The 25,526-nt window shown below is 33.0% G+C and carries 28 protein-coding genes and 1 tRNA gene; 14 read left to right on the forward strand and 15 right to left on the reverse strand.

The features are described 5' to 3' along the window. Window position 1: 1 nt before the first annotated feature. Together DM444_RS07275 and DM444_RS07280 are read right to left on the reverse strand one after the other, a co-directional pair. Entirely contained in the window at window positions 2-1,138 is a 1,137-nt protein-coding gene (locus DM444_RS07275; RefSeq protein ID WP_111285119.1) for a lipoprotein N-acyltransferase Lnb domain-containing protein, read from the reverse strand. 34 nt (window positions 1,139-1,172) lie between these two features. Then, window positions 1,173-2,240, reverse strand: coding sequence for a putative type IX sorting system protein PorV2 (locus DM444_RS07280; RefSeq protein ID WP_455423262.1), 1,068 nt, complete (start codon window positions 2,238-2,240; stop codon window positions 1,173-1,175). 190 nt (window positions 2,241-2,430) lie between these two features. On the opposite strand from DM444_RS07280, the gene DM444_RS07285 reads away from it, so the two are divergent. Beyond that, the gene (locus tag DM444_RS07285) at window positions 2,431-3,141 is read left to right on the forward strand and encodes a CDP-alcohol phosphatidyltransferase family protein (RefSeq protein ID WP_111285123.1); all 711 of its coding nucleotides are present in this window, start codon (window positions 2,431-2,433) and stop codon (window positions 3,139-3,141) included. A 9-nt stretch (window positions 3,142-3,150) separates the two neighbouring features. Further along, window positions 3,151-4,005, forward strand: a complete 855-nt coding sequence (locus tag DM444_RS07290) for a glycoside hydrolase family 25 protein (RefSeq protein WP_111285125.1) — start codon at window positions 3,151-3,153, stop codon at window positions 4,003-4,005. Between the two features lie 68 nt (window positions 4,006-4,073). On the opposite strand, the gene lptB is transcribed toward DM444_RS07290, so the two are convergent. The 4 genes from lptB to DM444_RS07310 all read right to left on the reverse strand — a co-directional run bounded on the left by lptB (window position 4,074) and on the right by DM444_RS07310 (window position 7,028). Continuing rightward, complete coding sequence (lptB, locus tag DM444_RS07295) at window positions 4,074-4,814, reverse strand: LPS export ABC transporter ATP-binding protein (protein WP_111285127.1); 741 nt, start codon at window positions 4,812-4,814, stop codon at window positions 4,074-4,076. A gap of 90 nt (window positions 4,815-4,904) precedes the next feature. Continuing rightward, window positions 4,905-5,255 (reverse strand): carboxymuconolactone decarboxylase family protein, encoded by a 351-nt coding sequence (locus tag DM444_RS07300; RefSeq protein WP_111285129.1) that lies wholly within the window; start codon window positions 5,253-5,255, stop codon window positions 4,905-4,907. Then, window positions 5,248-6,063: a twin-arginine translocase subunit TatC gene (gene tatC, locus DM444_RS07305; RefSeq protein WP_111285131.1), complete on the reverse strand. Its 816-nt coding sequence runs from the start codon at window positions 6,061-6,063 to the stop codon at window positions 5,248-5,250. Before tatC ends, DM444_RS07300 begins: the two co-directional genes overlap by 8 nt. Beyond that, entirely contained in the window at window positions 6,063-7,028 is a 966-nt protein-coding gene (locus tag DM444_RS07310) for a KpsF/GutQ family sugar-phosphate isomerase (protein ID WP_162614934.1), read from the reverse strand. Before DM444_RS07310 ends, tatC begins: the two co-directional genes overlap by 1 nt. An 86-nt stretch (window positions 7,029-7,114) precedes the next feature. Between DM444_RS07310 and DM444_RS07315 the strand changes: the two genes are divergently transcribed. After that, window positions 7,115-9,310, forward strand: coding sequence for a RecQ family ATP-dependent DNA helicase (locus DM444_RS07315; RefSeq protein WP_111285133.1), 2,196 nt, complete (start codon window positions 7,115-7,117; stop codon window positions 9,308-9,310). A 93-nt stretch (window positions 9,311-9,403) separates the two neighbouring features. On the opposite strand, the gene DM444_RS07320 is transcribed toward DM444_RS07315, so the two are convergent. Beyond that, on the reverse strand, window positions 9,404-9,640 hold the full coding sequence (locus DM444_RS07320; protein WP_111285135.1) for a hypothetical protein: 237 nt from the start codon (window positions 9,638-9,640) through the stop codon (window positions 9,404-9,406). A gap of 278 nt (window positions 9,641-9,918) precedes the next feature. Here DM444_RS07320 and DM444_RS07325 point away from each other — a divergent pair, with 278 nt between their 5' ends. The 4 genes from DM444_RS07325 (at window position 9,919) to DM444_RS07340 (ending at window position 14,161) form a co-directional block, all read left to right on the forward strand. Next, window positions 9,919-11,478 carry an NAD(P)/FAD-dependent oxidoreductase gene (locus tag DM444_RS07325; protein ID WP_111285137.1) on the forward strand — a complete coding sequence of 520 codons (1,560 nt, stop codon included), beginning with the start codon at window positions 9,919-9,921 and terminating at the stop codon, window positions 11,476-11,478. Between the two features lie 65 nt (window positions 11,479-11,543). After that, window positions 11,544-12,242 carry an SMI1/KNR4 family protein gene (locus tag DM444_RS07330; RefSeq protein ID WP_111285139.1) on the forward strand — a complete coding sequence of 233 codons (699 nt, stop codon included), beginning with the start codon at window positions 11,544-11,546 and terminating at the stop codon, window positions 12,240-12,242. 109 nt (window positions 12,243-12,351) lie between these two features. After that, a complete protein-coding gene (locus DM444_RS07335) occupies window positions 12,352-13,053 on the forward strand; it encodes an SMI1/KNR4 family protein (RefSeq protein WP_111285141.1) in 702 nt (233 codons plus the stop codon). Between the two features lie 22 nt (window positions 13,054-13,075). Further along, window positions 13,076-14,161, forward strand: a complete 1,086-nt coding sequence (locus DM444_RS07340) for a DUF6630 family protein (RefSeq protein ID WP_111285143.1) — start codon at window positions 13,076-13,078, stop codon at window positions 14,159-14,161. A 133-nt stretch (window positions 14,162-14,294) separates the two neighbouring features. Here DM444_RS07340 and DM444_RS07345 read toward each other — a convergent pair whose 3' ends face one another. From DM444_RS07345 to DM444_RS07355, 3 genes are all read right to left on the reverse strand, one after another. Beyond that, the gene (locus DM444_RS07345) at window positions 14,295-15,254 is read right to left on the reverse strand and encodes a quinone oxidoreductase family protein (protein ID WP_111285145.1); all 960 of its coding nucleotides are present in this window, start codon (window positions 15,252-15,254) and stop codon (window positions 14,295-14,297) included. 142 nt (window positions 15,255-15,396) lie between these two features. After that, the gene (locus DM444_RS07350; protein ID WP_111285146.1) at window positions 15,397-15,780 is read right to left on the reverse strand and encodes a cupin domain-containing protein; all 384 of its coding nucleotides are present in this window, start codon (window positions 15,778-15,780) and stop codon (window positions 15,397-15,399) included. Between the two features lie 525 nt (window positions 15,781-16,305). Continuing rightward, window positions 16,306-17,709, reverse strand: a complete 1,404-nt coding sequence (locus tag DM444_RS07355) for an aminopeptidase P N-terminal domain-containing protein (protein ID WP_111285148.1) — start codon at window positions 17,707-17,709, stop codon at window positions 16,306-16,308. A 229-nt stretch (window positions 17,710-17,938) separates the two neighbouring features. Here DM444_RS07355 and DM444_RS07360 point away from each other — a divergent pair, with 229 nt between their 5' ends. Further along, a complete protein-coding gene (locus tag DM444_RS07360) occupies window positions 17,939-18,376 on the forward strand; it encodes an META domain-containing protein (RefSeq protein WP_111285150.1) in 438 nt (145 codons plus the stop codon). 50 nt (window positions 18,377-18,426) lie between these two features. Here the strand turns inward: DM444_RS07360 and DM444_RS07365 are convergent, their stop codons facing one another. From DM444_RS07365 to msrB, 5 genes are all read right to left on the reverse strand, one after another. Beyond that, window positions 18,427-19,659 carry an RNA polymerase sigma factor gene (locus DM444_RS07365; protein WP_111285152.1) on the reverse strand — a complete coding sequence of 411 codons (1,233 nt, stop codon included), beginning with the start codon at window positions 19,657-19,659 and terminating at the stop codon, window positions 18,427-18,429. Between the two features lie 61 nt (window positions 19,660-19,720). Further along, entirely contained in the window at window positions 19,721-20,056 is a 336-nt protein-coding gene (locus DM444_RS07370) for a YciI family protein (RefSeq protein ID WP_111285154.1), read from the reverse strand. An 80-nt stretch (window positions 20,057-20,136) separates the two neighbouring features. After that, window positions 20,137-20,589 carry a carboxymuconolactone decarboxylase family protein gene (locus tag DM444_RS07375; RefSeq protein WP_111285156.1) on the reverse strand — a complete coding sequence of 151 codons (453 nt, stop codon included), beginning with the start codon at window positions 20,587-20,589 and terminating at the stop codon, window positions 20,137-20,139. Window positions 20,590-20,929: 340 nt separating this feature from the next. Continuing rightward, window positions 20,930-21,538, reverse strand: coding sequence for a peptide-methionine (S)-S-oxide reductase MsrA (gene msrA, locus DM444_RS07380; RefSeq protein ID WP_111285158.1), 609 nt, complete (start codon window positions 21,536-21,538; stop codon window positions 20,930-20,932). 7 nt (window positions 21,539-21,545) lie between these two features. Beyond that, window positions 21,546-22,097, reverse strand: coding sequence for a peptide-methionine (R)-S-oxide reductase MsrB (msrB, locus tag DM444_RS07385; protein WP_111285185.1), 552 nt, complete (start codon window positions 22,095-22,097; stop codon window positions 21,546-21,548). A 334-nt stretch (window positions 22,098-22,431) separates the two neighbouring features. On the opposite strand from msrB, the gene idi reads away from it, so the two are divergent. The 6 genes from idi to DM444_RS07415 all read left to right on the forward strand — a co-directional run bounded on the left by idi (window position 22,432) and on the right by DM444_RS07415 (window position 25,354). After that, entirely contained in the window at window positions 22,432-22,959 is a 528-nt protein-coding gene (gene idi, locus DM444_RS07390; protein WP_111285160.1) for an isopentenyl-diphosphate Delta-isomerase, read from the forward strand. A gap of 23 nt (window positions 22,960-22,982) precedes the next feature. Further along, entirely contained in the window at window positions 22,983-23,393 is a 411-nt protein-coding gene (locus DM444_RS07395; protein ID WP_111285162.1) for a 6-carboxytetrahydropterin synthase, read from the forward strand. A 3-nt stretch (window positions 23,394-23,396) separates the two neighbouring features. Continuing rightward, window positions 23,397-23,855 carry a peroxiredoxin gene (locus DM444_RS07400; protein WP_111285164.1) on the forward strand — a complete coding sequence of 153 codons (459 nt, stop codon included), beginning with the start codon at window positions 23,397-23,399 and terminating at the stop codon, window positions 23,853-23,855. 56 nt (window positions 23,856-23,911) lie between these two features. Next, window positions 23,912-24,880, forward strand: coding sequence for a type I phosphomannose isomerase catalytic subunit (locus DM444_RS07405; protein ID WP_111285166.1), 969 nt, complete (start codon window positions 23,912-23,914; stop codon window positions 24,878-24,880). 57 nt (window positions 24,881-24,937) lie between these two features. After that, on the forward strand, window positions 24,938-25,204 hold the full coding sequence (locus tag DM444_RS07410; protein WP_012022371.1) for a hypothetical protein: 267 nt from the start codon (window positions 24,938-24,940) through the stop codon (window positions 25,202-25,204). A gap of 76 nt (window positions 25,205-25,280) precedes the next feature. Then, window positions 25,281-25,354, forward strand: a tRNA-Thr gene (locus tag DM444_RS07415). The last annotated feature ends 172 nt before the right edge of the window (window positions 25,355-25,526 follow it).

Genomic DNA, 25,526 nt, shown 5'->3' on the forward strand with positions numbered 1-25,526 from the left:
ATTAGATTATAATCGGAATTGGTCTTTTATTGCGAATTGCTGTTCGTACCAATACAATTCCACTTGTGAAAATTAATGGCAAAGTGATAAAGAAATGTGCTTTGTTGATCAAAAACAAAAAGTAAATCACTAAAAGCACAAAATTGATTAACGAAAATCGATAAGTCCATAATTTGTTTTTGAAAATTGAAAACAAAACTAAAACCAATAAAAGTGGACTAAATAATAAAACATTATAATTCATCGCCAGTTCTTGGTGAAAAGAATAAAATCCCATTGTAACAAAGAATATTCCCATTAGAGATAAAATCAAAAAGTAGATTTTATCAACAGTTTTATTTCTTGCTAATACTACAAAAAGTAAAATAACAAGGTAAGTGTAGATATTATTCCACCAAGATTTTGGAGTTTCTTTAGTAAATTCTAGTAATGTTTTGCTTTTGGCAACCAAAGGTTTATTTTGGAAAGTAGTTTTCTCTAAACTGTTTTTTAATTCAAAAGGAAGAAAAATTCTTGTTCCCATTTGATCAACTTTAGTTCCAAAAATAATGCTCGTGCCTAATTGATCATAGAAATGACCATTGAAGTATGGAAATAGAATAGAACGATAAGTTCTGTCAGTATCTTCTTTTTTAGTAATTACATTTTGTCCCAATGATTTATTGATGACATCCACAACCATCGACGTACAGTTTTTATCAATAAATTTATAAGTATACGATCTTTCTTCAGAAAATAGAGCTTTGTTCAAATTATCAAAAATAGTTTGTTTTAAAGCAGGAGAAATAAGAAGTTCTTGTTCGTAAACACTCCTTTTATCATCATTATAATCATTTAAAAAATTAGGAAAAGGATGCGCGACAATAAAATACTGTAAATCACCTTTTGCAAATTTGGCAACGAAGTTTGGTGTTCTAAAATCAAAAGCACCATAATTGTAAACAATATCAACGTTGTTAGCAGGATCTGTAACACGAATCGCTGTATGTCCAAAATAAGAATAAGTTTCATTTCCAAGTCCGCAAGTAAGAACACTTATTTTAGCCTCTTTTGATAAAGGTATACTTTGGCTAAACCCAATAAAACTTACAAATAAGAAGAAAATAAAAAGTGTTTTTTTGAACATGACAGTTTTCATGATTTAATTTTTTAAAGATTTTATGGTTTATAATTTACCTAAAGATTCCTAAATCTACTTTCAAAGAAAATATGTTAGAATATAATGCTGTACTTTGATTTCCTAAATCCGTCAAAGCATAATCAATTTGAATGCCTTTGTATCTAAATCCTAAACCAATATTAGGCTGAAAATTCACTTTTTCGGTATTATCCAATTGCGTTACATTCTGAAAATTACCTGCGCCGGCTCTCACAAAAACTAAATCAGTATAACCAAATTCAAACCCTAGAGCTGGGTCTATACTTACTACTTTTGATGAAATAATATCATTGGTCTGTTCAAATCGCATATTTAAGTTTGCTGAGGTAACAAGACTGCATTCGTTATGAAAATCAAATCTTTTTGAAACTCCTAATTGTGCTTTTGGCAATGTTATTTCTGTGCTTTCTGGTAATTCATTATTTTCTCCCGGAATAGCATTTGCAATTTTTGCATATTCTTCTTCATCAATATTCCAGATATTGTAAGTCGTCGTAATATCTCGAAGCATTAATCCGAATTTCCAATCGTTTCTTTCAAACTGAAGTCCGATGTCAAATCCAAATCCCCAAGAATTGGCAAATTTTCCAATTATTCTTCGAATTACTTTTGCATTTACGCCGTATTGAAATCCTTCAACAGGAAGTTTTCTCGCATAAGAAAAAGTAAAACCATAATCAGCTGTAGAAAAAAGGCTGATTCTGTTATAGTCGATATTTCCTTGATTGTCGATTAATTGGGTAGTGTCCATAATATCATCGACTCCAAAACGAATCATCGAAATTCCCCAAGCACTTTGATCATCAATTGGGCTTGCATAACCAATGTAGTCATATTGCGCAATATTCGCAAAATAGCTGGCATGCATTAAAGCAATTTCATGATCTTCAAGATGTGTTAATCCCGCAGGATTCCAGTAAACAGCATTAACATCTTTTGTTGAAGCAACTACTGTACTTGACATTCCTAATGCAGCTGCGTCGACACCAATATTCATAAACTCGTTCGAATATTTTCGAACGGTCTGGCCGTATTGCGAAGTGAAACTCCAAAATAATATAAATGCGAAAAGCTTCTTCAACTGATTATTTTTTGCAGACAGAAGTCTGTGTTAATTTTTATCAAAAATATAATAATTTACTCATCTAATAAGTTCATTTCCCTAAATATTCTGAAAGTCGAGCTTAGAAATAAAAAACTATTACAAAAACTCGTTTCGCATTGACTTATTATGCTAAATTTGTTCTCTACCATTATCAAAATTTCAAACTATGAATATCAAAAAGCACATTCCAAATCTTATTACATTAATAAATCTTTTCTGCGGTTGCGTTGCAATTGTTTTTGTTTCTGAAGGCGATTATTTAATGGCTTTTTATATGGTTTGTCTAGGAATCTTTTTTGATTTCTTTGATGGTTTTTTTGCCAGATTATTTAAAGTTTCAAGTCCGCTTGGATTGCAATTAGATTCTCTTGCAGATATGGTAACCAGTGGTGTAACTCCAGGATACGTAATGTACAGCATGTTTACTAACAGCGCACACGAATTAGGAACACATCCTGCAATTCCGTTTTTAGGATTTATTATCACTCTAGGTTCTTGCTATCGTTTGGCTAATTTTAATATTGATACTCGCCAGACAGATTCTTTTATCGGGTTGCCGACTCCAGCGAATGCATTGTTTATTTTAAGCCTTCCTTTGGTAATTTCATTTTCAGATTCTCTTATGATTTTGGAGATTTTAACCAATCAATGGGTTCTATTAGTGATAACATTATGTAGTGCTTATATTTTAAATGCTGAAATTCCGTTGTTTGCTTTAAAAATTAAAAAATTCAGTTTGAAAGAAAATGCGCTTCAAATTGTGTTTTTGATTATTTCTGTATTAATGATTGTTTTGCTTCATTACATTGCAATTCCATTAATTATTGCTTTCTATGTATTGTTGTCAATTGTAAATAATCTGTTTTTGAAAAAATAGTTCTATTTAATGGCAAGAAAAACAACTTACCGTAAAACATATTCAAGAAAACCAGCTGGAAGATCTTTTCTAAGCAGACTTTTTCGGTCTATTCTTTTGATTTTTTTTGCACTTTTATTCATTGGGATAATATATCATTATCGCAAAGGCTTGGCTTATTATTTAGGATTTAAATCGGAAAAAGTTTTAGACGAAGATGAGGTTGACAAACACCTTTCTGATGTTCGAAACATTCGTGTTCTTGAAAATCATAAAGGAAAGGTAATCGGAATCGATGTTTCTGAATTTCAAGGCAAAGTCGATTGGGATGAAGTTGAAATTTTGGACGAAAAATATCCTGTTCAATTCGTTTTTATTCGCGCTACAGCTGGAAATGATCGTGTTGATAGACAATTCAAAAAAAATTGGGAAGGAGCAAAGGAGAACAAAATCATGCGCGGTGCTTATCACTATTATCGCCCGAATGAAAATTCTATCGAACAAGCGGACCTTTTTATCAAAACAGTAAAATTGCAGAAAGGAGATCTTCCGCCAGTTTTAGATATCGAAAAATTGCCTAAAAATCAGCCTTTAGATAGTTTGAAAAAAGGTTTGAAGCGTTGGCTGAATAAAGTTGAGAAACATTATCAAGTTCGCCCTATAATTTATTCTGGAGAAAGATATTATTCTGATTTTTTAAAAGAAGAATTTAGCGAATATCTTTTCTGGATTGCCAATTATAATTTCTACAGAGAAAAAATTGAAGATGATTGGCTGTTTTGGCAGTTTACAGAAAAAGCTTCTCTGCCAGGAATTAAACATCGTGTTGATGTCAATATTTACAATGGCGATTTAGAACAATTGCAGTTTATTACCGTTGAATGATTTACAGTCATAGTCTCAGTTTACAGTATTTGCGAGACTGTAAACTGAGACTGCGACTGAATACTTTTTTAAAATTCCAGTTTCTTTTTACGAAGCTCGAAGTTTTGTCCAAGGTAAACACGACGAACCATTTCGTCTTCTACTAATTCTTCTGGAACTCCTGCTTTAAGAATTCCTCCTTCAAACATTAAGTATGTTTTATCAGTAATAGCAAGCGTTTCTTGAACGTTGTGATCGGTAATTAAGATTCCGATGTTTTTGTTTTTTAATTGTGCTACAATTCGCTGAATATCTTCAACCGCAACAGGGTCAACTCCAGCAAAAGGCTCATCCAATAAAATAAATTTTGGATCGGTTGCCAAAGCACGTGCAATTTCGGTACGACGACGCTCACCTCCAGAAAGTAAATCGCCTCGGTTGGTGCGAATATGCTCTAAACTGAATTCTTCAATTAAACTTTCCATTTTGGCAATTTGTGCTTCTTTAGAAAGGTCTGTTAATTGTAAAACACTCAATATATTGTCTTCAATACTTAATTTTCTAAAAACAGAAGCTTCTTGTGCCAAATAACCAATTCCTTGCTGTGCACGTTTGTACATCGGATAATCGGTAATGTTTAAATTGTCAAGATAAATATTTCCTTGATTTGGTTTTACCAATCCCACAATCATGTAAAAAGAGGTTGTTTTTCCAGCTCCATTTGGTCCCAAAAGACCTACGATTTCTCCTTGATTTACTTCAACAGAAATTCCTTTTACAACACTACGTCCTTTATAAGTTTTGATTAAATTATCGGCTCTTAATTTCATTTTTTAAGTTTAATCGTTTAATCGATAAATCGTTTATTCGTTGCAAATTAACAAATAAACGATTCAACAGTTAAACGTATTAACAATTATTTATTTTCCTGCTTCTTCAAGAGCTTCCCAGAATTCGTAAGCTCTTCTTAAATGAGGAATAACAATTGTTCCTCCAACAAGAGTTGCGATTCCCATAGCCTCCATCATTTCTTCTTTAGAAACCCCTTCTTTATAACTTGTTTCTAAATGGTATTTTACACAGTCGTCGCATCTTAAAACAGTAGATGCAACTAAGCCTAAAAGTTCTTTTGTTTTTACATCAAGAGCGCCTTCTGCGTAAGCATTGGTGTCAAGATTAAAAATTCGCTTAACAATTTTGTTGTTGTCAGCAAGCAGTTTTTCGTTCATTTTAGAACGATAGTCGTTAAATTCTTGAATTATATCAGGCATTTTCTTTTAATTTATTTTTATAAACAATTTTCGAAATAAGGATGCTGACTTCATAGATAATTAACATCGGAATTGCAACAATAGTCTGACTTACAACGTCTGGCGGAGTTACAATTGCGGCGATAATTAAAATAATTACTACAGCATATTTCCAGTATTTTCTCAAGAATTCAGGAGTTACTAATCCTAATTTCGTTAAGAAATAAATAGCGATTGGCAATTCAAAAAAGATTGCACTTCCTAAAATACTCGTTTTAACCATTCCCATATAAGACTCGAGTGTGAATTGGTTTTTTACAATATCACTCACAGAGAAAGTAGCCACGAAATTTACAGACATGGGAATTACTACAAAATACCCAAACAATACTCCTAAGAAGAAAAGTAAAGATGAAACGAAAATGAATAGTTTCGCATTTTTTCTCTCTTTCTCATAAAGAGCTGGACTGATAAATTTCCAGATTTCCCATAAAATATAAGGGAAACTCAAAATAAATCCGGCCAAAAGACACATCCATACAAAGATGTTTACCTGACCTTCCATTTCGGTATTCTGAATAATGAAATTCAGTTCTGTAATACAAATGCTGTCTGCGAATCCCAAAGAATGTGATAGGTCGCAAAACCAAACATAAGTAAAAAATGTTGGTCTAATTGGACCTAAAATAATTTGATCAAATAAATAATCACTAATAAAATAAGTAACAAATGCCATGATGCATGTTGCAAGTGTACTTCTAACTAATAACCATCTTAATTCTTCAAGATGATCCAAAAATGACATTTCGCCAAGATTTTTTTTTGCCATTATACGATTCCTTCTTTTAAAATGTCATGTAAATGTAAAACGCCTTTGTATGTTCCTTCGTCAGAAACAATTAACTGAGTAATCGAGTAATCTTCTAATATATTCAGTGCATCAACAGCCATTGTCTCAGACGAAACCATTTTTGGGTTTATCGTCATGATATCCCTAGCTGTTAAATCTGCTATCGAATCCCGATCGTTTAACATTCGTCTAATATCTCCATCGGTAATAATTCCGATTATTTTATCATTTTCAACAACAGCTGTAACACCAAGTCTTTTTTCAGAGATTTCAAAAATCACTTTTTTGACAGATGTATCAGGAGCTACGGTTGGTTTTAGTGAGTTTTCGATCATATCTTTTACACGAAGCAATAGTTTTTTTCCTAATGCGCCGCCTGGATGATAAACTGCAAAATCTTCTGGTTTAAAATCACGCATTTCCATCAAACAGACTGCTAAAGCATCACCAATAACAAGTTGCGCTGTAGTGCTGTTTGTAGGAGCTAAGTTAATTGGACAAGCTTCCACATCAACTGTAGCATTCAAAATATAATCTGAGCCTTTTGCTAAAAATGAAGTTACATTTCCTGTGATCGCAATTAAGGTGTTTCCAAATCGCTTTAATAATGGAACCAAGACTTTAATTTCCGGACTATTTCCGCTTTTCGAAATACAGATAATGATGTCATCATTTTGTATCATTCCAAGATCGCCATGAATTGCTTCTGCAGCATGCAAAAACATAGAAGGAGTTCCTGTAGAGTTAAAAGTAGCGACCATTTTTTGAGCAATGATGGCACTTTTTCCGATTCCCGTAACGATTAAACGACCTTTGGTTTCATAGATACGCTGGACTGCTTCGTAGAAATTTTCGTCCAGAAAATCAATTAATTTTGTAATTGCTTCACTTTCAGAGAGTATTGTTTTTTTGGCAATTGCCAATATATTTTCTTTTGTGATCAAATCAGAATATTTAAAATTTGTATGTATAAAAGAAAGTTGTATCTTTATGTGTTGCAAATTTATACAAAATACCATTAATATAGAGAATGAATTCAAACGAAATTGAAATACATAAAGAATTAAAGAAGTATTTCGGCTTTAGCCAATTTAAAGGCTTGCAGGAGCAAGTTATTACGAGTATTTTAGGTCAAACAAATACTTTCGTAATTATGCCTACGGGCGGTGGAAAGTCTCTTTGTTATCAATTACCCGCTTTAATTCAGGAAGGAACAGCAATTGTTGTTTCTCCTCTGATTGCTTTGATGAAAAACCAAGTTGATGCAATTCGAAGTCTTTCGTCTGAAAATGGAATTGCTCACGTATTAAATTCCTCACTTACCAAAACAGAAATTGCACAGGTTAAAAAAGATATTACTTCTGGATTGACTAAACTTTTGTATGTTGCTCCAGAATCTTTAACAAAAGAAGAATATGTTGCTTTCTTGCAAAGTGTGCCAATTTCTTTTGTCGCTATCGACGAAGCGCACTGTATCTCAGAGTGGGGACATGATTTTAGACCAGAATACAGAAATCTAAGACACATTATTAAGCAATTAGGTAAAGTGCCAATTATTGGTCTTACTGCAACTGCAACCCCAAAAGTTCAGGAAGATATCCTGAAAAACCTTGATATGTCTGATGCTAATACTTTTAAAGCATCATTCAACAGACCGAACTTGTACTATGAAGTTCGTACAAAAACAAAAAATATCGAGTCGGATATTATTCGATTTATCAAACAACATAAAGGCAAATCTGGAATTATTTACTGCTTAAGCCGTAAAAAAGTAGAATCTATTGCCGAAGTTTTACAAGTAAACGGAATCAGCGCTGTTCCTTACCATGCAGGTTTAGACGCAAAAACACGTGCAAAACATCAGGATATGTTCTTGATGGAAGATGTAGATGTGGTTGTGGCGACTATCGCATTCGGAATGGGAATTGATAAACCAGACGTTCGTTTTGTAATTCACCACGATATTCCAAAATCGCTTGAAAGCTATTACCAAGAAACCGGGCGTGCTGGACGTGACGGTGGAGAAGGACATTGCTTGGCTTATTACTCTTATAAAGATGTAGAAAAGCTGGAGAAATTTATGTCTGGAAAACCAGTTGCCGAACAGGAAATTGGTTTTGCCCTTTTACAGGAAGTTGTGGCTTACGCCGAAACCTCAATGTCGCGCAGAAAATTCCTTCTTCACTATTTCGGAGAAGAATTTGACAGCGAAACAGGCGAAGGTGCCGATATGGATGACAACGTTCGTAATCCAAAACATAAAGTAGAAGCGAAAGAACAAGTAGTTAAATTGCTTGAAATTGTTCGTGATACCAAACATATTTACAAATCAAAAGAAATTGTCTTTACTTTAATTGGCCGAATCAATGCGGTAATTAAAGCGCATAAAACAGATGCTCAGCCTTATTTTGGTTCTGGTTCAGACCATGATGAGAAGTATTGGATGGCATTATTAAGACAAGTTTTAGTTACAGGGTATTTGTCTAAAGACATTGAAACATACGGCGTTATAAAAATTACACAAGAAGGTTTAGATTTTATTAAAAGCCCAGTTTCATTTATGATGTCTGAAGACCATGAATATACTGAAGCCGATGACGAAACTATTGTAACTGGTGGAAAATCATCAGGAACTGCAGATGAAGTTCTAACTGGAATGCTTCGTGAACTTCGTAAAAAAGTGGCTAAGAAACTTGGAGTTCCACCATTTGTAGTTTTCCAAGATCCTTCGATTGAAGATATGGCACTTAAATATCCTATTTCTATCACCGAATTATACAATATTCATGGTGTAGGAGAAGGAAAAGCCAAAAAATATGGAAGCGAATTCGTTGCTTTAATCAGCCGTTATGTTGATGATAACGATATTATTCGTCCAGACGATTTAGTAGTAAAATCTACCGGAGTAAATTCTGCCAACAAATTATATATCATTCAGAATATTGATAGAAAACTTCCATTAAGTGATATAGCTTCTGCGAAAGGTTTAACGATGGATGCTTTGATCAAAGAAATGGAACAAATTGTTTATTCTGGAACTAAGCTGAATATCAAATATTGGTTAGATGATATTTTAGATGATGATCAGCAAGAAGAAATTCACGATTACTTCATGGAATCAGAATCAGATAAAATAGAAGACGCTCTTAAAGAATTTGATGGCGACTACGATATTGACGAATTACGTTTGATGCGTATTAAGTTTATCAGCGAAGTAGCGAATTAAATAAAGTTTACAGTTGCAGTTTACAGTCTCAGTAAACTGCGACTTAAAATTAGTCTCAGTACAAAACTGTAAACTGTGACTGAAAACTGAAAACTACTCGTAGAGTTCCCCTCGATGCGGTTTCAAAGCATCTCTTACTTGAATCATATTTTCGTCGGTTACAACCATAAAAGCTATGGCGTACATTTCGTCGATGATTTTAAATCCCGTAATATTTAGTGGCAATTTTTCGATTGCGATATATTCTTTTAAATGAATTTCGTGGTGCTCGGCAGTTTTTGCAGAAGCTGGTCCACGGAAATCCCAAATTAGTTTTATTTTTCTTGACATTTTTTTATAAGGTGCAAAGGTTGTTAGGAACAAAGATACAAAGTCTTTCTTAAAGGTTCTATGTAGAGACGCACAGCAGTGCGTCTACGCAAGGTGTGCCTGTAATATGTTAGACGCACTGCAGTGCGTCTCTACGATATTCTTTGTGCTGAAAATTTGCTTTGATTTGTACTAAATCTGCGTGCAAATTTTAGAGTAAATATAAAATCTCATTTCAAAATAGTACTTTTGCATGTTCTTTTCATAGAAAGAAAAGCTAATAGAATAAAAACACAAAAATGCCTAAAGAACTTTTACTTCAAGTAACACCAGAAATTGCTGCAAACGAATCATTGCTAAAAGACCATTTGTCTAAGCAAATCAAAGTTTCTGCTCAAGAAATTCAGCACGTTTCAATTTTAAAACGCTCAATTGATGCACGTCAGAAAGCGATTAAAATTAATTTGAAAGTTCTTATTTATTTAAAAGGCGAACCTTTTCAGGAAACCAAAATCGAGCTTCCTATATATAAGGACGTTTCGAATGCGCAAGAAGTTATAGTGGTTGGAGCAGGTCCAGCAGGACTTTTTGCGGCATTGCAATTAATTGAATTAGGTTTAAAACCAATAGTTTTAGAACGTGGAAAAGACGTTCGAGGCCGTCGTCGTGACTTGAAAGCGATAAACCGTGAACATATCGTTAATGAAGATTCTAATTATTGTTTTGGTGAAGGCGGAGCAGGAACATATTCTGACGGAAAGTTATATACGCGTTCTAAAAAACGAGGTGATGTAACTAGAATTTTAGAACTTCTGGTAGCTTTTGGAGCTTCAGAAGATATTTTGGTTGAAGCGCATCCGCATATTGGAACTAATAAATTGCCTAAAATTATTGAAGACATTAGAAATAAAATTAGGGAATTTGGCGGTCAGGTTTTATTTGAAACTCGTGTAGACGATATTTTAGTAAAGAACAATGAAGTTGAAGGAATCGTAACTCAAAACGGAGATAAAATTCACGCCAACAAATTGATTTTGGCAACTGGACATTCGGCACGTGATATTTTTGAATTATTAGACAAAAAGAAAATTTTAATAGAAGCAAAACCTTTTGCTTTAGGAGTTCGTGCAGAGCATGCTCAGGAATTAATAGACAGTATTCAATACAGCTGTGATTTCCGCGGAGAACATTTGCCACCAGCTCCATATTCTATTGTAAAACAAGTTAACGGGCGCGGAATGTATTCATTCTGTATGTGTCCCGGAGGTGTAATTGCGCCATGTGCAACAAGTCCGGGTGAAGTGGTTACAAATGGTTGGTCGCCATCTAAACGTGATCAGTCAACAGCAAATTCTGGAATTGTGGTTGAATTGAAATTGGAAGATTTTAAACCTTTTGCAAAATTTGGAGCTTTGGCAGGAATGGAATTTCAAAAAAGCATCGAACAAAAAGCTTGGCATTTGGCAGGAGAAACTCAAAAAGTTCCAGCACAGCGAATGATCGATTTTACGAAAAGCAAAGTTTCAGCAGATATTCCAAAAACTTCTTATGTTCCGGGAACGACTTCAGTTGAATTGGGACAGGTTTTTCCAGGATTTTTAACTCAAATTATGCGCCAAGGTTTTCAGGATTTTGGAAAATCAATGCGTGGTTATTTAACCAATGAAGCCATTTTACATGCACCAGAAAGTAGAACTTCGTCACCAGTTAGAATTCCGAGAGATGCTATGACTTTAGAGCATTTACAAATCAAAGGTTTATATCCTTGCGGAGAAGGTGCAGGTTACGCAGGAGGAATTATTTCTGCTGCTATCGATGGCGAAAAATGTGCGTTGATGATTGCCGAAGCATTGAAATAACTCAATTATTTTTTGTAGTAAAATTATTATATTTGTGAAGTTTTTTAACTTTTAAATATGATAAAATGACACCGCAAGAAATTGAGAAGAAATATGGATTTGAGTATCCTTCTTTGTATAAGCAGTTATATGTAGACGGAATGCTAGATTGGGGAGAATTTAGTCCTAATTGGTATTTTGAGATTTATCCAAAATTAAAAGATAATCCGCCTCTACTTTTGCATTCTTATGATTTTGAGCTAATGAATTTAAAATCAGTTTCTCAAGAAATCGAAGAACTTATGGATCCTGATAATTATAGAAACATAAATGAGGAATTTAGATTCATACCGTTTGCACACAATGCAGCTGGAGATCATTATTGCTTCTTTTTGAATAAAGAGAATAAAGGCGAATTGCCTGTAGTTTTTCTTTATCATGATGATAATGAAGCAGAGTATATGGCTAAAAACCTTCAGGATTTTATTTTTAGAATGATTTTGCAAGATATGTCTCAGCAAGATACTTTTAATAAGGTTAATGATGAAGAATTCAGAAATAATCTTGTGAATGTACTTAAATCTCACGCAAAATATTTAACAGATAAAGAACAAGATATTTTGCAAAATATATTAATACGTGAAATTATAGATTATGAAATTTCATTTTCTTATGGCAATGAAGACGCAAGAGGGTTATTGACCGATATAGAAATGAATAAAATAATTAATGAAGTTATTCCTTTTGATAAAATGGATACTAGTTTTGAGTATTCTACAGATTAAAAAACATCTTTATCATCGCTGAATCCTTGAAATAATTGGCTTCGCACTTTTCATGTAGGAAAAGATTGTTATCTTAGTATTCTGATTTTAATAGAATATTCCCCCAAAGATGACAATACAAGAAATCGAAAAAAAATACGGATTTGAATTTCCGCTCTTATACAAACAGTTAGACGCAGACGGCATGTTGGATGTCGGAGAATATGGTCCAAATTGGTATACAGAGGTTTATCCTACTTTAAAAGAGAATCCGCCTTTGCTTTTACATTCGTATGATTTTGAATCATTGAATTTAAAATCTGTTGCCGAAGAAATCGAAGAACTTCGAGATCCAGAAGATTATCGCAATATATTTCCGGAATTTAAATTTATTCCGTTTGCTAAAAGCGGCGGCGGCGATCATTATTGCTTTTTCTTAAACGAAGAAAATAATGGTGATGTGCCAATTGTCTTCGTTTGGCATGACATGAATGAAGTGAATTATCTGGCAAAAAATCTTCAGGATTTTATCTTCAAAGTTTTATTGATTGATATGTCTAAACAAGACATTTACAACGAATTGAGCGACGAAGAATTTAGAGAAGATATCGAAGCTGTTTTCAAATCGCATAAAAAATATTTAACCGATCGTCAGAATTCGATTTTAGAAGAAATTTTAAAACGAGATATTATTGATTATGAAATAAATGTTTCGCCAAAAATTGTAGAATCGGCGAGAGGATTATTAACAGATCATGAATTGGAATCGATTGTTAACGAAGTAATTCCTTTCGATAAAATGAATCAGAGTTTTAAATATTCTAACGATTAGTTTTTAATACTAAATATTATAAATGAGCTTTTTCTCCAATTTATTTAATAGAAATAACGATCCAAAATCCATCATTTCTTTTGATGTTATAGATCCAATTTACTCGTATTTATTTAATCAGCAATCTAGTCTTGAATTTAAAGTAAAAGGAATTCAAGAAAATGTGATTGTGAATTTATTTTACTTTCCAGGTTCATTGGATCATGAGGAAGGAAATGCAGAAATAAAAAAAGCAGGCTTTAATAATCCGTATGAAGTTTTAAATGAGCTTTATAAAAAAATGAATATCACAACTCTTACTGATGAAACAATCCAGGAAGGTTTGGAATATGATTTTATACATATTCAATTTTATTCGGAACCAACGCTAGAAGAGAAAAAGTTCTTTAAACGTTCTATAAAAAACTTTCTACTATTTTTTTGCTGTACCAATAGTTTAGAAATTAACGATTTCAAGATGCTGTATTCAGGAAAACACTTTTTTGATTACACTAAAGGATTACTGGAAAGCGAGTTAATTGATGTAAATAATCCCAAGAATGAAAGTGAGGAAATAGGAATTAGGGACTTTAAACTGGTTTTGCAAGGAATCTGTGAGTATTTAAATATCGAAATTCCGAAAACAGTCGAGCTTCCTTCAACTGAAAATTTGGTAGAAAGCGAAGAAGTAACAGAAGAAACTTTCCAAGAATTTATAAAATTAGTTTCGAGAGAAAATATTAAAGAAAAAGAATTAAAAAAGGAAGCTAAAAAACTCTTTAAAAACTTCAAGAAACCAGCAGAAGATTATTATGATATGGTAGAAGATCATTTTGCCTTTTTTGAAAGTATTGATGCTTGGAACAGCGACTGGAAATTTGATCCTGAAGACGCAGAATATTTTATTTCTGATTTAATTGGCGAAGATTTCACTTTCGATTATCCCGAAGAAACATATAGTCATGATTTGTTTCCATACATTCAATCGGCTTTAGAAAAACAAAATTTGGAGTTGATGAGCTATAATACAAATGGAGACAATTATTTGTTTTTTATAGCAAATAAAGAAGATGTCGGCCGAATTTTAGAATTATCAGAATTGACAAAAATTGAAGTAGATCAGCTTTAGTTGATTTAATCTCAAAGTTTGTCATCCTGACGAAGGAAGGATCACACAAGAAACTCCACACAGAATGTCGCCAATCTTTGTCGAATTATTAGTGTGATCCTTCCTTCGTCAGGATGACAAAAAAGACGATTCGTTACGGAATCAATATAATTTTCCCAGTACTTTTTCTGCTTTCCAGATAATCGTGCGCCAATTTTCCTTCAGATAATTTAAAAGAAGTCGGTTCAGAAAGTTTGATTTTTCCATCAATAATCCAGCTGAATAATTGATTGGCTCTTTTTATTCTTTCTTCTTTAGAATTTAAATAACTCCACAAATCGCCTCCCGTTAAGGTTTTAGAAGTGTCCATTAGCATTCTCGGATTTACTGGTTCAGGATCTCCGCCAGCCATTCCGAAGAAAACTACTTGTCCGCATTCTTTGGTGACTTTAAAACTATCTGTCAATGTGCTTCCAATGCTGTCGTAAACTACATCAACGCCTTTTGGAACAACTTTGAAAATTTCAGATTTCCAATCTTCATTATATAAAAAGACATGATCAGCGCCTTGTTCGTAAGCCGCTTTTGCTTTTTCTGCAGATGAAGTTAGACCAATAACTTGAGCGCCCAAAAGTTTACTGATCTGCGTTAAAATCTGCCCAACGCCGCCCGCAACAGCGTGAATTAATACAGTTTCGTCTTTTGCTGTTTTATGACTGTCGGTAGCTAGATAATGTGCTGTTAAACCTTGTAATAAGGCAGAAGCTGCCGTTTCAAACGAAATTTCTTTTGGCAACGGAAGAACATGATTGATATTTACAGCAACTAATTCTGCATTGGCGAAAGGAACATCGGCGAAAGCCACGCGATCTCCAATTTTATATTCTGGATGATTATTGGCATCAACAACAATTCCAGCCCCTTCGTAACCCGCAATAAAAGGCGGATTTCCTTTTAAATGATAATTTCCTTTTCGTCTGTAAACATCGGCAAAATTTAATCCGATGGTTTTCATTTCGACTAAAATCTCATCGTTTTTTAGTTGAGGATTTGGGATTTCGATATATTCTAAAACATCTGAATCTCCGAAAGAAGAGAAGGTAAGTGCTTTCATTTTTAGTTTTTTGAGTTTACAAAGAACGGAAAATATATTGGCTCCATTTTAAAGGATAATCTTAAAAATAAAAAAAAGTAACAACTTGAATTCAGGTTGTTACTTTGAGTTAAATTAAAAAGGTTGAGATACCTCTAATGGTTTATTTTTTAACTTTAGGTTTTATTTCTGTTACAATCAAATTCACAGTTGTATCTCCTAAATTTTTTGCCATATGTGTGACTGCAGGTATATACATGGCATCCCCGGCTTTAATATCCATAATAATGGGAGCTTTGCCTTTATCGGTTATTTCAATTTTTCCATCAGTCAATGCATAGATGGTGTGGTCAGGATGATGATGCCATGGAATTGTTTCTCCCGGAGTAATCTCAACTTGCATTATTCTTACTCTTTCATTCTCAAGAAGTACTTTTTTATATGTGTTAGGTGCTACTTTTAAAGGGTCTTGCGCATAGATATTCACACTTAATATCAAAAGTAATAGTATGAGCAGAGACATTAAATTCTTTTTAATTGTTTTCATTTCATTTCTTTTTTATTGGTTAAATTTTTCCAGAATTGTTTATTGCGTATTCTTTTTGAGAGCTTTATCATAGTTGCGTTTTATGGAAAAGACAAAGTTCTCTTGCAATGCATTTTTTTAAATTAATGCGAAGAGGCAGATTTTTCCTAATTCGAAAAATTACGGTTAGGATATTTAGCTAGAAAAATTGGATTTCATTTTGAAGATGTGAGATCCTTAGATTTAGGTATTGCAGATCCCCATGTCGCCTGTTTGAATCCGTCGTTTTTTTTCGGCTCACCTTCACTGGTTTGGGAAATTGAAGTGCGATAAATAGCGTCTATTTTGGGACTACTAATTTACGAAAAAAAGAGATGTGGAATGTTTTAAAATTAAACTATTAGTCTTGTTCTTGGTTGTAGCGTATTTGTTTTGGGTTTTAATCCGAATATTTATGAAATTATATGGAAAACCATTAGTAAATACTTTTTATTTACTAATGGTTTTATAAGTATTTTTAAGTTGCTTTTAAAAACTTTTCAGGGTTTATATTTTCGGAAACTTCATATCATTAAATGTGCTTTTTTGTTTCGCCAAAGCCTCGATATCTTGCCATTTTCTTGGAGATTCTGCAGAAAGATTTTCGTATGAATTTTTAGTAATCAAAATATCATCTTCGATACGAACGCCAATATTCCACCATTTTTTATCGCATTTGCTATTTGCTGGAATATAAATTCCAGGTTCAACTGTAAAAATCATGTTTTCTTTTAGAGCGCTCATATAATTTCCTTTATCATGAACATCTAAACCAAGAAAATGTGAACAGCTGTGCGGATAATAGATTCTGGCATCTTTTGGATCTGTAATAATTCCTAATTTAATAAGCCCATTTGCAATAACTTCTCTGGCTTTTTTGTTTAAATCCTGAAATAGAGTTCCTTCTTTACAGATTTTAAAAACTTCTTCTTGAGCTTCATAAACCAATTCGTAAATCGCTTTTTGTTCTGGGCTGAATTTTCCGTTTGCAGGAATTGTTCTGGTAACGTCTGCAGAATAACCGTGATATTCAGAGCCAACATCCATCAATAATAATTGATTATCAATTTTTGTTGCATTATTATCTCCGTAATGTAAAATGCATCCATTTGCTCCAGCTCCTACAATTGGCGGGTAACCTTCGCCTTCTGCACCATAATGTCTATGAATGTAAGCGTGAATTCCGTCGGCTTCATTTTCGCTCATATTTGGGCCAACTGCTTTCATTACTTCGTTATGGGCAATACAAGAAAGTTTTACTGATTTTCGCATCAAATCAATTTCTTCTGGAGTTTTTATTTCTCTTAAAGAATTGGTTATTGTATTAAAAAGTTCAGTTGCAGCTTCGTTTTCAGTAGTTATTGAAGCTTTAGATTTGAAAGTTTCTATTAACCCAAAAAGATCAAAACCAGATTTATTGTTTTTAATATCTGTCGGGATTTTATCGTAAACTATTTTGTCAAATTTTTTAAAATCAATAGCAAAATCCTTGAAATCTTTTCCGTTAAAAACAGTAGCAAGACCTAATTTAGATTTTGCGCCTTCAACGCCTAAACGTCTTCCGGTCCATGTTTCCTGTGTTGCATTTCTTTCTCTCACAAAAAGAACTTCACTATATTTTTCAGTTCCTTGAGGTTCTTTAAAAATTAATAAAACCGCATCGGGTTCTTTATATCCTGTTAAATAATAGAAATCAGGATTTTGATGAAAATTGTAATTAATGTCTTTTGAAAAAACTCTTTCGGGATATGAAAAAACAACCGCTACAGAATTTGCGGGCATTAAAGCACGAAAAGCTTCACGTCTTTCTTGATGAAATTCTTTTGAAAGGAAGTCTGTTGGAAGATTTTCTTGCGAATGAATAGTTGAAAAAGTCAATGCAAAGACAAACAATAATAGAAATTGCTTCATTTTTTTGGTTTTTTGATTGATGCAAATTACGAAAAAAATGCATCCTCTTATTCGAATTTAAATATTTGATTTGTAAGATTTTGAATAAAATGGTGTAACTTCGAGATAGAAAAATACTACTTGTGATATAATGAAACTTGTAACTAGGCACGAATATTGAGAACGGAATGTTTATAGCATAATTTTAATCTTCAAAAAACAAATTACATTAATCTTAAAATTACATTTTATGAAAAAATACACACTTGCAGTCGTTTCAGTTTTAACCTTATTGTTTGCTTCATGTAAGACATCAAAAGATACTGCAAGCGCAGGTAATCTTTTTGATACAACTTGGGAATTAGAATATATTTCGGGACCAAGAATTGCTTTTGAAGGCCTATATCCGAACAAAAAACCACAGCTTACTTTTGATCAAAAAGAAACAAGGGTTTATGGCAATAATGGATGCAACGGTTATAGTGCTCCTTATACTTTAAGCGGAAAATCTTTAACTTTTGGCGAAGCAGGTCCAACAACAATGATGTTTTGTGACGGTGGTGGGGAACAAGTCTTTTTAAAACAAATAAAACAAATTACAAGTTATTCTATTGATAAAGATGGAAAACTAAATTTAATTCAAGGAGATATTCCAGTGATGAGATTTAAGAAAGTAGCAAAACAATAGTCTAAAAAATAAAATGTAAAAAAGGGAAATGAAAAGATCATTTCCCTTATTTATTGAAGCAGTTCTATATTTCTGCTGATAACGTTTTTATCAGAAATTGTTTTGGCTAAGCTGAGTGCAGTTTCAAAATACTGAAGCGCTTTTGCAGAATCTACACCAGAATATAGGTTTCCAAGTAAAGAATAATAAAAATGATTGTCGGTTAAGTTTAATTTTTCGACTTCGCGAATGGCTTCTTCTTTGCCTTTTACTTTTGCTAAAGCGTATGTTCTGTTGAGCGCAACAATTGTTGAGTATTCTAGAATAATAAGATTATTGTACAATTCGAGGATATTTGTCCATTTTTCAGGACTGTCTTGTTTAATAGTATGCCAATAAGCAATTCCTGCTTCTAAATGGTATTTTGAAAGCGTGTTTCCAGTAGATGATTTACTCAAAAAATAAGTTCCGCGATCTATTAATTCCTGATTCCAAAGCGATTGATCTTGGTCTTCGTATAAAATAATTTCTCCATTATCTCCAGTTCGAGCATCAAATCTTGATGAATGAAAACACATTAAAGCCATTAGAGCATTTGTTTCTGGGAGATTGGTGTTTTCGTTTTGAATTAATAAATAGGTAAGACGCATAGCCTCGGTACAAAGATCTTTTCTCAAAGTAGTATTTTGTGAAACAGAATAATAACCTTCAGAATACAAAAGATAAATAGTCTTCAAAACAGTTTGTATTCGGTCTTTAACTTCAGATTGATTCGGATTTTGGATTTTTATATTTTCTTCTTTCAGTTTTTCTTTTGCGCGATTTATTCTTTTATAAATGACTTCTTTATTAGATAAAAAAGCATCGGAGATTTCGCTGATTCCAAAACCGCATAATAAATTAAGAGCCAATGCAATTTGAGCTTCTTCAGAATTACACGGATTACAAACCGTGAAAATCATCGCCAACTGACTGTCGGCAATATTTTGATCTGATAAATCAAGATCGATTTCTGGATTATTTAATGGAGTATTGTGTTTTATTTCGGAAACGATTTTAGTTTCAAAAACGGTATTGCGTTTCAAGTAATTTTTGGTTTTATTTTTAGCAACAGTATAAAGCCATGCTGTTGGATTTTCTGGAGTTCCTTTTATCGCCCAAGTTTCAGAAGCCGTTAGAAAAGTGTCGCTTACAATATCTTCGGCAATTTCGATATGATGAATTCCGAATAAACTGCATAATACCGAAACAATTTTCTGATATTCAGTTCTAAATAAATGAGGTATAAGTTCTTGATTCTCCATAGTGTAAAACAAAATGCCTAAGTAAAAATACAAAGGCATTTTTGATATTAGTTATTTCAAATTAAACGGCCATTCTAATTTCGACATTTCCTCCAAAATGTAAAACAGGACAACCTTGCGCTATTTCGGCAGCTTCGTCATAATCTTTGGCTTTAATAATAATTAATCCGCCAATCGATTCTTTAATTTCAACAAACGGACCGTCTGTAACCCCTTTAGAGTTGACCAATTTTCCTTGTCCGTCCCAACGTTGCAGAGGCCTTGCCAGTTTATCCTGCGCCGCAAGACTTCCGAACCAGTTTTGCCACTGCTGAAAATGCTGTTGTAATTCTTCTGGAGAAGGTTGCGTTTCTTTTGTTATAAAATCCCTTCTGAAAATCAATAAAAATTCATTCATTTCTTTATGTTTTATAATGATCAATTTATTTTAAGAAATATAAAGTTAATCGTTTTTAGAGAATAAAAACAGTATCCAAATTATCCAAACTGGCCAACTCTGTAAGATCCTGGCGTATTAGCAAAAGTAATATTAAGACGATTCCAAGCATTGATTGCGGCAACGGCAAGTGTAAGATCGATTAATTCGTCTTCTGTAAATTCAGTTTTGGCTATGTCATAAATTTCGTCTGGAACATCGCAGGCATTTACCGCTTCCGCGAAAGCAAGAGCAACTCTTTCTCTTTTTGTAAAATAAGGAGTTTCTTTCCAAGCGCTTAATCCAAATAAACGCTGAGTAGTTTCGCCATGAGCTATGGCTTCTTTTGAGTGCATATCTAAACAATATGCGCAATTGTTAATTTGAGATATTCTGAAATCTACTAATTCCATAAGAGATCTCTCGATTGTTGATTTTTTCAAATAACCGCTAATTCCAAATAATGTACTAACTGCTTTTTGACCTTTTTCGAATAAATTAATTCTAGCTTCCATGATGTATATTTTTTAATGTTAATACCTCAATAACAATCGAACTTTCAGAATTGGACAAAAAAATATAAAAAAAGAAAAAATATTTTTTCAATTAAAATAGAAACCCAGTATTTATAAATATTCTATCAGCAAACCCCAGCGGGGTAAAATATTTATAGAATTTCAATATGACAGATAAAAAAGCTCCGGAGGAGCGACATATATTAGATTATAAAAAATATGTCGCTCCTCCGGAGCTTTGTATTGTGAAAAGAATCTTGCTATAAATATTTCGCTTCTCCGAAGCTTACAAAAGAGATGTCTTTTAATTCAGCCTCTTTAGAATATCGGTTAATATTCTTTATTTCTTTTTCAGTTTGTCTTTAAAAACCTTTTCAAATTTTTCCAGTTTTGGCTGAATTACCATTTTACAATACGGCTGATTTTTATTGTTTGAATAATAATTCTGATGATAATCTTCGGCTTTATAAAAAACTTTAAAAGGTTCCACTTTCGTTACGATTGGGCTTTTATAGACTTTTGCTTTATTTAATTCTGAAATGATGCTTTCGGCAGCTTTTTTCTGTTCAGCATTTTTATAAAAAATCACCGAACGATATTGTGTTCCAACATCTGCGCCTTGACGGTTTAAAGTTGTTGGATCATGAACGGTAAAAAAGACTTTGAAGATTTCATTTATATCCGTCACGTTTTTATCATACGTAATCTGAACCACTTCGGCATGACCTGTTTCTCCTGTACAAACTTCTTCGTAAGTTGGATTGGCAACATTTCCTCCTGAAAAACCTGAGACTACAGATTTTACACCATCTAAATTTTCATAAACGGCTTCAACACACCAATAACAACCTCCGCCAAGCGTAATGGTTTCTAGATTTGATGCTTTTTTATTTTGCGAAATGCCATTTAGCGAAAGCGCAAATAAACATATTAAAAGTATATTTTTCATAATCAGATTATTTGTTGTCAGGAATAAAGTCAAGAGCAATTGAGTTCATGCAATAGCGTTTTCCAGTAGGAGCGGGACCATCATCAAATAAATGACCTAAATGCCCGCCACATCGTCCGCATAAAGCTTCGATTCTTTCCATTCCCAGAGAATTATCTTCCCTAAAAACAATGCTTTTTTTATTTTCTTGTTCAAAGAAACTAGGCCATCCGCAAGTGCTTGAAAATTTTGCAGTCGATCTAAAAAGTCTGTTTCCGCAAGAAGCGCAGTAATACGTTCCTTTTTCGTCAGTATTCCAATATTTTCCTGTAAAAGGTCTTTCTGTATCTGCTTCGCGCATTACGGCGTAAACATCTTCTGGCAAAACCTTTTTCCATTCTGCGTTACTGATATTTAGTTTTGTAGTATCGGTGTTAGAATAATAAGGATTTCCAGATTTATTGATGACATTTTCCATAGAAGTTGGTTTAGTTTCCTTTTTATTGTTTTGTCCGCAGGCTTGCAAAATGAATAGCGGCAATAAAAAGCAAAGGCTGATAATTTGAGTTTTTGATTTCATAAACAATAGTGAAGGTTTAATAGATTTAAAATCAGTATTTTTTTTAGGGCTTAACATTTTGTATTTCAAAGATACGATGAGATTAAGCCTCAAAAAGCCGAGTTTGAAATAATTCAGATTTTTTTAAGTGTGTTTTAACTTTTTATTAGTTACGTAAAAGGAGACAATCTAGTTTTTATGTCTTAATTTTAACAGCTTTTAATTTTTAAGGTGAGATTTAGTTTGTTGTAAACCAGAGAAATAAAGTTTAGTTAAGATTTGAGTTTTTTACAATCACAATTAAGGATTTTTAAGCCATTTCTTTTTTCGTATTTTTGTTTGCTTAAGAAGACTTATGACAGAAGAAAACGTAATATTAGTTAATCAAAATGATGAGCAAATTGGCTTAATGCCAAAATTAGAAGCACATGAAAAAGCGCTTTTGCACCGTGCATTTTCGGTTTTTGTTTTAAATGAACAAAATGAGATCATGTTACAGCAGCGCGCACATCAAAAATATCATTCTCCTTTACTTTGGACGAATACGTGTTGTAGTCACCAGCGTGAAGGCGAAACCAATATCGAAGCGGGAAGCAGAAGATTATTTGAAGAAATGGGATTTAAAACAGACTTGAAAGAGCTGTTTCATTTTATTTATAAAGCACCTTTTGATAATGGATTGACAGAGCATGAGTTGGATCACGTAATGATTGGATATTATAATGATAATCCAAACATTAATACAGAAGAAGTAGAAGATTGGAAATGGATGAAGATTGAAGATGTGAAAACTGATATTCAGAAACAGCCCGAAATTTATACCGTTTGGTTTAAAATAATTTTTGATGAATTTTATCATTATTTAGAAGATCATAAACTTTAATCCAAACTAACCAAAAACCTAGAATGAGAGTAACCATATCAAGAAAGGCACATTTTAATGCTGCGCATCGACTACATAGAAAAGATTGGTCATTTGAAAAGAACGACGCTGTTTTTGGAAAGTGCAATAATCCTAATTTCCATGGTCATAATTATGGTTTAACAGTAAGTGTTACAGGAAAAATTGACCCGGAAACTGGTTTTGTTTTAGATGTGAAAGTATTAGCGGATATTATACGCGAAGAAGTAGAAATTCCGTTTGATCACAAAAATCTGAATCTGGATGTTCCAGAATTTGCAGATTTGAATCCGACAGCAGAGAATATTGCTGTTGTGATATGGAATAAAATTAGACAACGAATTCACACTGACTTTGATTTAGAAGTCGTGCTGAACGAAACCGACCGCAATTTTGTAACTTATAAAGGAGAATAAAAAATGTCATTAAAAATAGGAGATATAGTTCCGAATTTTACTGCGAAAGACAACAATGGAGAACTTTTTGAAAGCCAAAGCGTTTTAGGAAGAAAGCCGCTGGTAATTTATTTTTATCCAAAAGATAATACACCAGGCTGTACTACTGAAGCCTGCAGTTTTCGGGACCAATACGAAGATTTTAAAGATTTGGGAGCTGAGGTAATCGGTATTAGCAGTGATAGTGTAAAATCACATCATAAATTTGCAGCTAAACATCAATTGCCTTTTATTTTGCTCTCAGATCAAGATAAGAGATTAAGAAAGCTTTTTGGTGTTCGTAACAATTTGTTCGGACTTCTGCCAGGACGCGTTACATATATTATTGATAGAAATGGTTTAGTAATTTCGATATTTGACAGTGTAAATGCTGCAAAACATATACCGAAAGCCTTAGAAACTGTTCAAGAATTAGTATCATAGATTACAAAAATAGTATCAGAATAGAATTAATTAAACAAATATATTAGCCTAAAAACATGAGTCAGAATTTATACCCTTTGCAATTTGAACCGATTTTGAAAGAAAGAATCTGGGGAGGAGAAAAACTAAAAACAATTCTTAATAAACCAATCGTTTCTAAAATTACTGGCGAAAGCTGGGAATTATCTACTGTAGAAGGAGATGTAAGTGTGGTAGCAAATGGAGCTTTAAAAGGAAAATCTCTTATGGATTTGATTAATGAAACGCCAGATGCTGTTTTAGGAACTAAAGTTTATGAGCGTTTTGGAAAACAATTTCCGCTACTTTTCAAATATTTGGATGCAAGAGAAGATCTTTCTATTCAGGTTCACCCAAACGATAAATTAGCAAAAGAACGTCACAATTCATTTGGAAAAACAGAAATGTGGTATGTAATGCAGGCAGATGCTGATGCTAGAATTATTGTTGGTTTTAAAGAAGATTCTAATAAAGAAGAATACTTAAAGCATTTGCACGATAATACTTTGGTTTCGATCTTAGACGATGTGAAAGCAAAATCTGGAGATGTTTTCTTTTTAGAAACAGGAACAGTTCACGCAATTGGAGCAGGATTAGTTGTTGCCGAAATTCAGCAAACTTCTGATATCACGTATAGATTATATGATTTTGATCGTGTAGATGCACAAGGAAACAAAAGAGAATTGCACGTAGATCTTGCTTTGGATGCAATTAACTATAATAAAGTAGATACTCAGAAAAAATACGAGTCTAAAGTAAATACTTCAAATACAGTTGTAGATTGTCCTTATTTCACGACTAATTTTCTTCCATTAGAAAATAAATTAGAAGTTTCTAAAAATGGAGATACTTTTACAGTTTATATGTGTATCGAAGGAGAATTTGAAATTGAATATGACGGTTTCAAACAAGCATATAAAAAAGGAGATACAGTATTAGTTCCAGCTGCAATAAATGTATTTAATTTGACTGGAAAAGCTTCTATTTTAGAAATTTACATTTCTTAGCATCAAATATTAAAGATTATATGTACTTTTGCAAACGCAAATTAAAATAAAATAAAAATGGCAAACGTTAAAAATTTAAAGAAAGACATCAACTTCGTATTAGGAGATATTATTGAGGCAGTTTACTTGTTTGAGATGTCAACAACAGGAAATCCAACTCCAGAAACGAATGCTTTGATCGATGAAGCTATTGCTGCATTTGATACTTTGATTACAAAAGTGAACGCAAAGAACGTTGAAAATAAAAAAGCACACTTTAAACAAATTAATGTAGAATTAGAACAAACTGCTAATCAATTGATTGAAAAAATCAACGCATTATAAGAAAAAAAAAGTGTAAAAAAGTGTAAATTTATTTTGGGAAATTGAAAAACCGCTTTATATTTGCACCCGTAATGACGCCGATGTAGCTCAGCTGGCTAGAGCAGCTGATTTGTAATCAGCAGGTCGTGGGTTCGAGTCCCTCTATCGGCTCAACGGAAACCATCACTTTTGTGGTGGTTTTTTTACTGAAAAATGAGAGCAAATTTTATTTGTAATATTAAAAAAACAATTATATATTTGCACCCGAAATAATAACGCCGATGTAGCTCAGCTGGCTAGAGCAGCTGATTTGTAATCAGCAGGTCGTGGGTTCGAGTCCCTC

This window comes from Flavobacterium ginsenosidimutans (assembly GCF_003254625.1).
Taxonomy (GTDB): Bacteria; Bacteroidota; Bacteroidia; order Flavobacteriales; family Flavobacteriaceae; genus Flavobacterium; species Flavobacterium ginsenosidimutans.